The 12,058-nt window shown below is 57.3% G+C and carries 7 protein-coding genes and 1 tRNA gene; 3 read left to right on the top strand and 5 right to left on the bottom strand.

What is annotated here, in order from left to right:
• Positions 1-9: 9 nt before the first annotated feature.
• A tRNA-Arg gene (locus tag CA85_RS09420) sits at positions 10-83 on the top strand.
• A gap of 738 nt (positions 84-821) precedes the next feature.
• Here the strand turns inward: CA85_RS09420 and glpT are convergent.
• Complete coding sequence (glpT, locus tag CA85_RS09425) at positions 822-2,159, bottom strand: glycerol-3-phosphate transporter (protein WP_146391097.1); 1,338 nt, start codon at positions 2,157-2,159, stop codon at positions 822-824.
• Between the two features lie 68 nt (positions 2,160-2,227).
• Here glpT and CA85_RS09430 point away from each other — a divergent pair, with 68 nt between their 5' ends.
• Complete coding sequence (locus CA85_RS09430; RefSeq protein WP_146391098.1) at positions 2,228-2,389, top strand: transposase; 162 nt, start codon at positions 2,228-2,230, stop codon at positions 2,387-2,389.
• A 264-nt stretch (positions 2,390-2,653) separates the two neighbouring features.
• Here the strand turns inward: CA85_RS09430 and CA85_RS09435 are convergent, their stop codons facing one another.
• Together CA85_RS09435 and CA85_RS09440 are read right to left on the bottom strand one after the other, a co-directional pair.
• Entirely contained in the window at positions 2,654-4,051 is a 1,398-nt protein-coding gene (locus CA85_RS09435) for an arylsulfatase (RefSeq protein ID WP_146391099.1), read from the bottom strand.
• A gap of 262 nt (positions 4,052-4,313) precedes the next feature.
• A complete protein-coding gene (locus CA85_RS09440; RefSeq protein WP_146391100.1) occupies positions 4,314-6,737 on the bottom strand; it encodes a sulfatase-like hydrolase/transferase in 2,424 nt (807 codons plus the stop codon).
• A 305-nt stretch (positions 6,738-7,042) separates the two neighbouring features.
• Here CA85_RS09440 and CA85_RS09445 point away from each other — a divergent pair, with 305 nt between their 5' ends.
• The gene (locus CA85_RS09445; protein WP_146391101.1) at positions 7,043-7,786 is read left to right on the top strand and encodes a class I SAM-dependent methyltransferase; all 744 of its coding nucleotides are present in this window, start codon (positions 7,043-7,045) and stop codon (positions 7,784-7,786) included.
• A gap of 210 nt (positions 7,787-7,996) precedes the next feature.
• Here CA85_RS09445 and CA85_RS09450 read toward each other — a convergent pair whose 3' ends face one another.
• Positions 7,997-11,401, bottom strand: a complete 3,405-nt coding sequence (locus CA85_RS09450; RefSeq protein ID WP_146391102.1) for an FHA domain-containing protein — start codon at positions 11,399-11,401, stop codon at positions 7,997-7,999.
• Between the two features lie 190 nt (positions 11,402-11,591).
• Positions 11,592-12,005: a DUF4112 domain-containing protein gene (locus tag CA85_RS09455; RefSeq protein WP_246112645.1), complete on the bottom strand. Its 414-nt coding sequence runs from the start codon at positions 12,003-12,005 to the stop codon at positions 11,592-11,594.
• Between the last annotated feature and the right edge of the window lie 53 nt (positions 12,006-12,058).

Below are 12,058 nucleotides of genomic sequence, written 5' to 3' on the forward strand. Positions count from 1 at the left end.
ACCCCAGCCGCGCCCGTGGCACAATTGGATAGCGCGTCGGCCTCCGAAGCCGAAGGTTACAGGTTCGAATCCTGTCGGGCGTACTGAGTTCATTTCTAGCTGAATCACTGGGTTGATCCCAATTTGATACCCAGCATCGAGCTCGTGCGGCGTTTTCCCAAACCCGATCAATCCGGTAGTGGCTGCTGAGATTGCCAGGCTGGGCCCAGAGTGTCAACGAACTTCTCAGCCGGCGTGAACTCGATGATGCTCAGCGAGGACGACCAGGCGGCGCCCCCTGACGGGTCGAAGCGATCCCCAGAAGACTTAACTTGAAATCAACCATGCGTCCGCGCAGGCGGCCAAAGGATCGTGCCTAGCCACCAGATGCCAGCAAAGAGGCTTGACGCGTTTCTCATTTCCAAGACGCAACGTGCCTGAACGAGCATCCTATCGGATCGCTGGCGAATCAGCGGGTGAGACGCGTTTAGGTCGCGGGGAATCCGGATTGATACGCCAGACCAGCCAGCACGATAGGGCCGTTTCCCGCCGGCCGAATGCGCCGGGGGCTGCACCCGACCTCTTCGGACAAGCCAAGGGGATGGCCTGTTCCTACGTGTTCATTGCAGCCGCACCCTCGTCCGATCGCGATTGCCAGATCAACGAGGCCTGTCCGTTCAGGTCATCGTCGCCGTCGACAACACCGAATACAACTCGTGTCGCCTATCCTTTTTCGCGCAGTCTCCGCTCAGACGCTAGCTAAAATTCAGATGCCTTGTTCCCCATTCACCGTCTCGGCCATGATCCGAAAGGCGATGCTCTCGGTCTTTCGGAGTCTCCAGTTAGGACACATGGCGTGCCTCCACCCTCACCGTCATGGCCGTCAGCACAATCGACAGCACGCAAGCCGCCACGATCAAGATGAATCCGGCGTCCCAGCCGCCACGATCGACCACGTATCCAATTAAGATATTGGCAGAAAGCGATCCACCTAGGTAGCCGAACAACCCAGTGAATCCGGCGGCCGTCCCCGCTGCTTTTTTCGGAACCAGGTCGAGGGCAAAGACACCGATCAACATCACCGGCCCATAAATCAAGAAGCCGATAGCGATCAGCATCGCAATATCGAGCCAAGTATTGCCCGGTGGATTCAACCAATAGGTAATCACGCAGGCCGTCGTCGCCACCATGTAAATGATCACTGCGGGAGCCCGGCGGCCCTTGAATACCTTGTCCGACAGGTAGCCGCAGGCGATCGTTCCTGGAATGCCCGCCCATTCGTAGGCGGCGTATGCCCAGCCCGACTCGCTGAACGAAAACCCCTTCTCTTCGCTCAGATACGTCGGTGCCCAGTCGAGTACTCCGTATCGCACCAAGTAGACAAACGCATTGGTCACCGCGATCACCCACAGCAAGCGGTTGTTTAGAACGTGTTCAAAAAAGATCTGGCGTGTCGTGAACTCCTGCTCGTGGCTCTCATCGTACTGGTACGAGGTCGGATAATCGTCTTTGTATGCCTCGATCGATGGCAGACCTTGAGACTGGGGTGTATCGCGTACCGTCAACATCACCCACAGAGCAATTGCCAGGGCAATGAAACCGGGGAAATAAAGTTTCGCATGCCAGTCCCCAAAAATCGCCATTGCGAGAATCGCAATCGGACCGACGAGACCGCCCCCAATGTTGTGCGCAACATTCCAAAATGACATCCAGATTCCACGCTCGCGGTGCGAGAACCAATGCACCATGACGCGACCGCAGGGTGGCCATCCCATGCCTTGAAACCAACCGTTGAGCAGCAGCAGCAGAAACATCACCGCGACCGACGTCGTGGCCGCTGGAACGAGCCCCATCACGATCATCGTCATAGCGCTGCAAGCCAGACCAAGGGACATGAAAACCCGGGCATTGCTGCGATCCGAGACAGCTCCCATCAAAAACTTCGACAGCCCGTAGGCGATCGATACCCCGGACAAAGCGAATCCCAATTGCGTCTTGGAGAACCCCGCATCAATCAAGTCTGGCATCGCCAAAGCAAAGTTCTTGCGAACTAAGTAGTAGCCAGCGTAACCGACAAAAATGCCAACGAAGACCTGAATGCGAAGTCGACGGTATTCAGAATCCACCGCGTCGACCGGACACTCAGGCCGATGCGATGGTGGTCGGAGGAGAGAGATCATGCAAGGTCTTCAGAGAACAAATGAACGAGGAAGCCACATCGTAAACGAATACGACCCGAGGAGGGAGCGTGAATCGATCGACCGCGACGGAACTGCCATCACTGACGAGGATGGCCAAAATCCTGTCGCGAACTAAGGACGGAATCCTGAGCTACTTCAATCACCTGATTTCTTCCCAGGAGATGGAGGACGCCAACGAGAAAATCAAGATGCTCCAACGACATTCGTGATCGCACATATGTCGAACTACTCCTCTATTCGTTCCAGCAGAAAATGCACGCATTCGTCGCATGAGCCTTCGTGACAGGCGAACCTGCCTAATCAACTGCGGCAGTGCCTATACGATTTGCAAATCGTAGTAGAGCATGATAACCGTCATCTTGTCGCAGTGACATTGACTGCCACGCAAGCGAATTTCGGCCCGGAGGTCTATCATGCGTTTCTCAAGGCAATCGAACCGCACTGCGTCAACGAACGGCATCGATCCTGCTCGCCTAATTCTTCTTATTCTTCGCGGCCTTCTTGGCTTTCTTCTTTTTCTGCTGGGCTTCCTCGTGGTCGGCAGATTGCCCGGTGTACTTGCCATCATCCTTCTGACTACGAGGCTCCATGTAGGCCGCGTCTCCATAGGCTTGTAGACGCTTGGAAATTTCAGGGTGTTGTTGCGACAAGTCCTTTTGCTCTCCGATGTCTTGACTGAGATCATAGAGAGTGAACGAGTCGCCTTGGGTCAGCCCCTTCCAATTGCCGCTGCGCACGGCGCGTTCATTCCCAAATTGCCAAAACATATACTCATGCTGCTGCTGTTTCCCTGTGCCGAGCAGCGTTGGGACCACGGAAATCCCGTCGACATGATCTGGCACTTCATCCGCCACGCCAGCCAGTTCAGCGAGAGTGGGCATCACGTCGGGGAAATACCAGGGCTGCTCACTCACTGTGCCGGCACTGATTTTCCCTGGCCAACGAGCGATCATGGGGACGCGAATGCCGCCTTCGTGCAAGGAGCGTTTGTGTCCTTGCATCTCACCACATGAGTTATGAATGCCGCCAAAACGTTTCGCGGCCCCGTTGTCCGACGTGAAAAAAAAGATCGTCTCGTCGTCAATGTTTTGCTCTTTGAGAACGGCCATCATCTCTCCCACTTGCCGGTCCATCATCGAGTCCATCGCAGCGACGACCTTGGCGGCGTGATCCCATGGTTTGTCCTTGTACATCGCCCACGCCGGTTCGTCTGCAGGAATTTCATACGCCGCATGTGGCGGGGTCCAAGGGCAATACAGGAAAAACGGCTCGTCATGCGATTCTTTTAGGAACCGCATCGTTTCGTCGAAGATCGCGTGGTGGGTGTAACGACCGTTCAGGTCCACTCTCTCGCTATTGCGGAACAAATGCGTGTAATACGTGTGGGCATGCCATTGGTTGTAGTAGCCAAAGAACTGATCGAATCCCTGTCGTTCGGCGGCGCCATCATGGCCCTGGTTTCCCAGCCCCCATTTTCCAAATCCACCTATTCTGTAGGAGGCCTGCTTCAAGACCTCGGCCACCGTCACGTCTGCTGGATACAATGGAATGCCACCACTGTTGCCGCGCACGGGGGTATGCCCCTTATGAGTGCCCGTCATCAAGGTGCTACGGGCCGAGGCACAGACGGTGTCGCCCGAATAGCAATCGGTAAAGCGGATGCCTTCTGCCGCGAGACGATCGATGTTAGGAGTTTGAATCGTTTGGCTGCCGTAACAACCCAGGTCGTGATAACCCATGTCATCGACCATGATGAAGATGATATTGGGAGGTTTCGCTTCGGCGGCAACGATCGATGTCGTGGCGGCCAGGGTAGCGGTGAAAGCGAGGAACGCGACAAATAAGGTGCAGCGAAAGCGTGGGTGTAGCATGGGAATGCCAGGTACAGAATGGAAGGTTTAGGAAACGGCATGGCCATCGGGGAACTTTTGCAGGCGACCGCGTGGACGCGTGGTCATCTCTTGAAAAGAACTTTGAGCGATGGATTCTAACTAGTTTTGCTCTCCAAATGGACAACCGCGAGACGTTGACCAATGCAGCGGTTTGAAAAACCATAGGTGGCGCTGCGCTGACCTACGGCTATTTTCTATCATCCCTTCTCTTCGGTCCATCGCTGCAGTTCGCTCCCATTCCCTACTTCGCTGTCAGTGTCACGGCAGTTTCGGAGTACCCGATAGTGAAACGAGAACCGTCGTCGGTGATGACTTCGTCATTTGGGTTGGCGAAACAACCGTTGACATGGTTGGCAGTAAGGACCGTGCAGAACGTTCCAGGAGTCAGTTCAGTATCCTGGGCGATCGCGATTCTGAGTTTACCGTTGAGGCTTGCTGTTCCCGTGACATGCGCCGCTGGCTTCTTGCCTGCGATCAACAAGCTCAACTCAGCCCCGGCAGATTGATGGTAGTCGCCTTGAATGTTGAATACAGTCCCCTTTTGTCCGACCGCAATCATCGATCCACTATTGTAAATGGTGGCATCAATCGATCCATGGCCGTCAAGCGTGGCACCTTCGTGAATGTCGATCCAACGCAGCGACGACACGACTCCCCCGTCGACGGTCAGTGTCGCGTGAGACGCGACGCGAATTACGTTTCGTCCGGTGAGGTTGATCTCCGGCCCCAGAACGAGAGTCTGTTTCGCGTTGGTTGCGGCGTTGCCACTGATTTGGAGACCGAGAACTTCGAGGTCGGCGTCGGCGTGAGCGGTCCGGGACTGATCGCTGGAGTTGGCAATTCGTGCTATCCACGACAGTTGGGGAGCACCATTGTCAGTCAAGTAACTGATCCCGTTGTTGGCGTATTCGTAGTCGGACCAATTGTCTGCAGCAGAGGTTTTCGCGCCGTCTCGACCAGTCCAGTCATGGTAAGTGTTCGCGAAGCCTTTGGGTTCCGTGACGCGTTCACCAAGCAGTAATGATTCAAGTTCTTGCACAAGCTGCGGATGTTCGGCAGCGATATTACGTGCTTCGGCGCGGTCCGCCTCGAGGTCGTGCAGCACTAGCGGTGAATTCTTTGAACGCACGAGCTTGAGGTCGTTGCGAATAATGGACTGGCCGTTGCCCGCTTCGTGAATGATGAAGTCACGCCGACGTTGATGGCCCCTCCCCAGGAGTGTTGGAGCAATGGATACGCCGTCGATACCCAATGGAGCAGGAACGCCCGCCAGTTCGCAGAAGGTCGGCAGCATATCGGTTATATCCACAACCATGTCGCAATCACTTCCTGCCTTGAGTGCTGTGTCTTCGGTGATTTTCCCGGGCCAGCGCATGACCAGTGGGACTCGAATGCCACCTTCTTGAATCTTCCCTTTCGTTCCGCTGAGCCCGCCGTTCGCCTCAAACTCAACATTGCTCCTCCCACCTGGCCCGCCATTGTCCGACTGGAAGATGACGAGCGTATTCTCGGCAACGGAGTCAGATGTATCGCCGTCGTTATTAGGGTCTTCGAGAGCGGCCAGGAGATTGCCAAAGTGTGCGTCGATGCGCGTGACCATCGCCGCCCATTGCCTCGATTGATCAGCGAGCGTTCGGTAACTCGGGTCATCCGCGTAAGCTCTGTCCCAATCCGGCAGAGTCGCGATTTCGCCAAAAGGTGCGTGAGGGATCTGCACGGCTAGAAGACCGTGAAATGGCTGTCCCGTCTCGTTGTAGTTCTGTCCTTGTTCGCGGACGAAGTCGAGCGCGGCGAACGCATATGCATCGTCGCAATAGGCTGTCGTTGGGTAATCGGTGCTGTTCTGCAGTGCCGGGGTCTGGGGGTAGCTCTTGTTTTGGTAGTCAGCGATCGAGTTGGGAACAAGCTCGAGACCTCCGATCGACTGCGAGTCGGCCGGCGCCTTCCAAAGCGTTGGCTGAAAGAACGTATGGGCGCGGATGTGGTGCAATTCTGCGAGCACGTATTGGTAGCCGTGAGACGTGGGAAGCGTTTGCACATTATCAATGACAGGATTGGCTCTATCTTTCGATCCACCATACCCCCATTTGCCCCAATACCCAGTGACGTAACCTGCGTCAGAGAGCACGTCACCTATCGATACATCGTCCGCCCGAATGGCTTTTCTGGCATTGTTGGGGTCGTTTCGATCGGCAAAGGTATGCCCCTGATGGAAACCGGATTGCAGCGACGAACGAGAGGGGGAACACACATGACAGGCGTAGCCACGCGTGAAATTGATCCCTTCGGCAGCAAGCCGATCAAGATTCGGCGTACGCACGTAAGGCAGGCCTTTGGCTTTCCGAGAAGCTTGGCCATTGGGGCCAATCGAACCCCATCCCATGTCGTCGACATAGAAGTACAGAATATTCGGTGGCCGCTGCGTTGTATTGGAAAATGAATCATCAGCATTCAGCGGACTCAAAGCGGTGAGCATGCCGAAAGCAAAGCTCAGAAGGAAAACGGTGTTATTGGTCACTTCACTATGGCTCTTGGTTGATGAAACATTGGCTCTTCCGTCGAATGAGCCGAAGAAATGGCCATTACGTTGGTTCGGGAAGCTCTTGTACCGCTGCTGGTAGACGTGCCCAAGCCCACTGGTGTGGTATGGAGCATGGTAACGCATTCTGTTCCTCAGCCGAAACAGCAGCGACGCACTTCGTGTGTGTCGCTCGAATCGCGTCGCTCGCCGGAAGAACCAACCCAGGTTGGCGTCGTGCCGCAGATGGGGCGGACTTCCTGCCCACCTTCGATGATACACCGTAGGTGGCGCTGCGCTGAGCTACGGCTATTCTCTATCATCCCTGGCGGGATACTTGTGGGTATCCGGCAGGTGGCGAAGTTGCAGCCGATCGAGTTAGCTGGGTCGCTCGCGGGGACAGTATGGTCCACAAAAAGTAGTTTCCCGAACCCTCTTCGTTGAGAACCAACGTGCCCCATCTCGACCAACGACTCCAAGCAGTTGCTCGCCTGATCCAATGGCACACGCATGCGGACATCGGTTCGGACCACGGCCATCTGCTCAAAGCATTGCTAAAAACGGGCCGGATTCGACACGGGATTGCCATCGAGAATAAAGCAAGCCCGTGGGAGAACTCCTCGCGAACGCTTTCCGGTTTATCCGCTGAAGTCCGATTGGCCGATGGGCTTGCGGGTCTCCAAGAGGGCGAAGCGGACGGCTTGAGCGTCTGCGGAATGGGCGGCGCCGCGATCGCTGGGATTCTATCGGCGTTTCCCAATCGTATCCCGAGTCGGTTGATCGTGCAGCCCAATAGCAAGTCCGAACTGGTGCGGCGTTGGGCGCTGCAAGCGGGCTATGACCTCATCGATGAGATCTTGGTCCAAGGGACACCGGTGCGAACTGGGGGCACTCAGCCAGGCTCGCGGCGACGGTTCATTGTGCTGCAGTTTGAAAGTGCAACAACGCCGCCGGGACGCCTCTCAACCCACCTCGACACAGCCTACGCCGGAATCGATCGCGTGGCAGCCGAGCTCTTTGGTCCTCGATTGATCCGGGCTTGGCAGCCCGACTTGGTCGCGTCATTGCACGAGGAGCAAGCCTATTTCAGAGGCTTGGTGCGGCTCACCCCTGAAAGTGCTCAGCGATTGGCAGCGATCGAGCGGCTGCTGTCGGCTGGCCCATCACCGGAAGATAGAAAGCCTCGGGCACGTTGATACCCGCCCGGTGCCGCTGGAATTAGCCGCCGAGCATCGCCCGGTCCATCAGTCAGCTTGGTTTCCTGTCAGACAAGCTGACAGGGGAACGCGTGTCGATGCCGCGGTTCTCTCAGTTGAAATCGTCGCTTCGGCGTGTGACAAGGACACGGGGGAGCAAACTTGTGGCCAGCGTGCGAGCGCACAGCTGAGCTGGCTCCGCAGGCGAACTCACGCAGCAGCTTTCGACGGCATCGCGTCGCCGGAGGATGATTCCCGTCGTTTGGCTTCGAAGCTGGCGACTTCCGCTCGCAGTGCCAGTGCTTCTTTGGCACAAATCGCAGCAACGAGTACTGCGGCGACCGCCGCGACGAGCTTGAGCATGGGGAGATTCACAAGCACTACCGCAGCGATACCACACACCAGAGCAACGCCCATTTGAGTGAACTTCATGATCGATTGCGTTCGATTCGACGAACCACTCGGTTTGCCGCGACGACTCGCTGCGTTTCGAACGGGCGGCGAAGAGACAGTCAGCTTGGTCCGCTGATCATCGCTCAACTTGACCGAGGGCGGCAGCGGGAGAGATGGTTCGTGGTGGGCATCTTGCGTTTCGTCCGGGACAGCATCGAGCGTGCTACCGATGCTCGGCTGCTCCTCGCTCTCCTCCGTTTCTTCCTCTGCAGCGGTCCCCGGTGCAGCGTCGGTGATCCGTCCCTGGACACGCAGCAGTAGACGGTTCATGTACGCTTCAATAGAGTCATCCTCTGGGAGGATTGTTTTCTTGACGGTCTCTACCGTGGCAGCATCGGCTTGGGGAAGCTCCTCACTCGCTGGCGATTCGATGGCAAGCTCTTCCTCGGTCGAGTCGGGGATACCCGCATCTGCGTTTATCTTGAGCGACGCGATTTCATCGCGACATTCGGCGTTCACGCTCTCTTCTTCATCCGGCATCACGATCGACACGATTGGCAGCGAATGCCTGGCTTGCTCACTGTCGGTTGGAGCGATGTCGTTGGCTGCGGATTCATCAACCGACGGCTCCGCGACTGAAACTGATGGCTGTGGAACCTTGGGTGATGGTTCTGCCTCGAGTTCTTTGCTGGAATACATGGGCCACACGTCGTCGGCATCGAATGACTCGGCGAGCTCGGCTCCCGTCTGGGCCACCGCATCCATAGAAGCGCTGTCATCGGAGAGGGTTGCAGTGGACGGCTGGGGATCGACTGCGGCGTCGTATTCTTGGTCGAGCAGACTGAGCCGAGGCGGTTTGGAACCCGTCGGCTCGGTCTCGAACGTATCCATCACTTCGCGTGTTTTCTGTTCGAGACGTTCGATCAGATCGAGAGTATCGTCATGATCGCGATTGCTGCGGTCGAACAGATCGCGTGTGTCCTTGGCGTCTTGGATGGCAAGATCACGTTGTCGCCGCAGTTCATCCTGGTCGGCGATCGCATCGTCTCGTTCGGCTTGCATGTTTTGGAGATCGGCCAGCGTGACGGCGAGCTCTTCTTCTGCGCTGAGCCGGGCAGCCTCCGCTTCATCGCGTGCCCGCACAGCCCGCTCGCATTTCTCTCGCGCATCGGCAAGGTGAGACCGCGCCTCTTGGTAGCGCTGCTCGGCTTGCGATTTCTGCTCCGACCAAACTGATCGTTCCGCTGAGACCTCATCTTGCAGCGCGAGAACCTCATCGCGATGAGCAACGGCCTCGTCGCGTTCCTGACGAGCCTGTTCGACATCGAGTCGGGCGGCATCGAGATCGCGTCGCGCCGATTCGCAATCCATGGTCGCGGTGTCACACACCAACTGGGCGGCTTGGCATTGCTCGATTGCCACCTCGCGTTGAGCGCGTGCCTCATCCCGCTCGGCGGTTGTCCCCGTCAATTGCTCCGACAATTGAGCGTTGTCCTCACGCAGTTTCGAGAGCTGGCCCTGCGCATTGGCGAGATCGCTAGACAGTTCGTCAATGTTCTGCCGCAACGCGTCGACCACCTCCGTCCATGATTGACGCTCGGCATCGAATTGGTCTGCACTAGCACGAGCAGTTTCCTCGAGTTCGGAGACCTGGTGACGAGCGACGCGGCAACTTTCGTTGAGAGTTTCCGCGTCCTCTCTCGTGCGGGCGATCTCGCCTTGCAGCAGCTCAACTTCCGAGCGGAGCTGCTTCTCGATCAGCTCAAGCTCTTGGCAACATGCGGCGAACTCATCCCGCTCGGCCTGCACGCCGTCGCGAGCGGTCGCCAGCTCATCCCGCTCAACAGCCAGCTCATCCCGCTGAGTCGCGATCTCGTCTCGCTGATTCGCGATCGCATCCCGGTCAGCGGCAAGCTCATCTCGCTGAGCGGCAAGCTGGCCCCGCTGAAGCGCCATCTCGTCCCGCTGCGTTGTGGCGTGATCGCGCTGCGCAGACGCATAGTCCCGCTCGGCGATCGCTTCATCGCGAGCGAGCTCGAGTTCTTCGGATTGCTGCCGATACTCGTGTTCCCGCTGCGTTTCGAGCTGCTTGAGCGATTCCTGGTGTCGGGTCAGCTGCTCGAGTTGGTCGCTCAGGAGTACGAACTTCTCGCGCATTTGGGCAACCGCTGAGGTTGCTGTCTCGGCCTGCCGACGCGAAGCCTGAAGTTGATCTTCGCTATCGGCGAGTTTCTGTTGCGAGTCCGCTTCGACGCGTTTGAATTGCTCCTGCTCACTGATCAATTTATCGATCTGTTGGCGATGCAACCGATCGCGACCATCGAGTCGCTCCTGCTGCAATCGCAGATGCTCTCGTCCCGCGTTGAGTTCATCCTGCTGCAGTTTGAGTTCTTCGCGATGCTGCGATAGCTCATTGAAATGGTGTTGGAATTCTTCATGGACCTCAGCGGCTGCAGACTCTTGTGTTTGCAGATCGGCCTCCCGCTCTCGCATGATCTCGAGTTGTTGGGCGAGGGCGTCTTGTTGCTCTTGCAGTTCGCGCTCGCGATTTTGGCACCATGCCTCCCGCCGCTGCGTGTCCTGTTTGAGTGCGCGCCATTGCTTGGCTTCTTCGTGCAACGATCGGGACCACTGTTCGTCGCAGCTATCGGCGGGGCTCATGCCGTGGTCATCGCACCCCACCACTCCGTGCGATATCGCTCGGGCGATGGCGTCAACTGAATCGGGAACAGATTCCAACAGCTCAAACTCATAGGCACCCAAACGCAGACGATCTCCAATCGCCAGCAAGCCTTCGTTCACGTGGCCGTCGTTGATTTGAAAGGGAGCGGAGTAGGCGCGCACTAGAATGCGGTCGCCATCGCGAATCAGAACGGCGTGGAGCGGTCGGAGGGATGTATCGTCCAGCGGTATCGAACACCCCACCCCGCTGCCGAGCGTGTAGCGGGCGCCCGGCAGACGCAATCGCCGGGTAGGCCGTCCCTGGCATCTCACACGAAACTCCATGGCCGTCTTCTGCTGCCACGCCGAAGGTGTCGTTGCCCAGGCGTCGAGATCGTGATCCCGATCACTCCGTCTCATCGCTTCGACATCGTTGGCGCCTCGATCGCCCCCCGTATGCGAAGGTGGCGCCGTCTGCCACGAGGCGACATCGAAACGAACCGCAGCTTCATCCAGGGTGTTCGATGCGTGTGAGCGGTTTTGCGAGTCGTCGTTAGCCACCACGGATGTCCTTCTCACGGGGGTACAGTTCAATCGGGACTGGGAGAGTCCTTTGAGGCGCCGCCTCCAACAGCAGGAGCCATTCATGGAGGCAGCTTACTTCACAATGAATCGGTTATACCGGTCGCACGCATGAGTGAAACTACGAACTTCGCGGCGATTGTAATCCGTCATGCCGCGTCAGAGCGTCTTAGAAGATCCACCGCAGCAGCGCATTCACAGCAAACGCCATCAATACGAACAAGGCGGCGAGGACGGCAAGCACAACGATGCCGATAGCGAGTAGAATTGGCCATGCATGAGCCCGATGCTTGCCCTGTTCATAGTGTTCGCGCATCAAGCGAGCGTTGCGAAGATTGGCGCGGAAGACGAGATCGAAAAGGTTGCCCACCACCGGCACGGCGCCAACCACCGCGTCCAAAATCACGTTACCAAGCATCAACATGACCAGCCGTATGCTGGCGCCATTTCTGGCCATCGTGGCGATGAGCAGGCCGGAGAATCCCAAGCTAAGCGCGTCGCCCGCACCTGGAACCAGGCCGAGTAGAAAATCAAGTCCAAAGCGGACACGAGTGCCGGGAACTCGATATTTGGCGTCGAGCATGTTGCTCACACCATCGACCCAACGCATCGCGTCCGGGTTGACCTCGCTCGTGA

It is taken from the genome of Allorhodopirellula solitaria (genome assembly GCF_007859855.1).
Taxonomy (GTDB): domain Bacteria; phylum Planctomycetota; class Planctomycetia; order Pirellulales; family Pirellulaceae; genus Rhodopirellula; species Rhodopirellula solitaria.

Excerpts from the sequence above, each read along its gene's own strand:
- CA85_RS09440 (WP_146391100.1), bottom strand. The coding sequence starts at position 6,737 with ATGCGTTACCATGCTCCATACCACACCAGTGGGCTTGGGCACGTCTAC.
- CA85_RS09435 (WP_146391099.1), bottom strand. The coding sequence starts at position 4,051 with ATGCTACACCCACGCTTTCGCTGCACCTTATTTGTCGCGTTCCTCGCT.
- glpT (WP_146391097.1), bottom strand. The coding sequence starts at position 2,159 with ATGATCTCTCTCCTCCGACCACCATCGCATCGGCCTGAGTGTCCGGTC.
- CA85_RS09455 (WP_246112645.1), bottom strand. The coding sequence starts at position 12,005 with ATGCTCGACGCCAAATATCGAGTTCCCGGCACTCGTGTCCGCTTTGGA.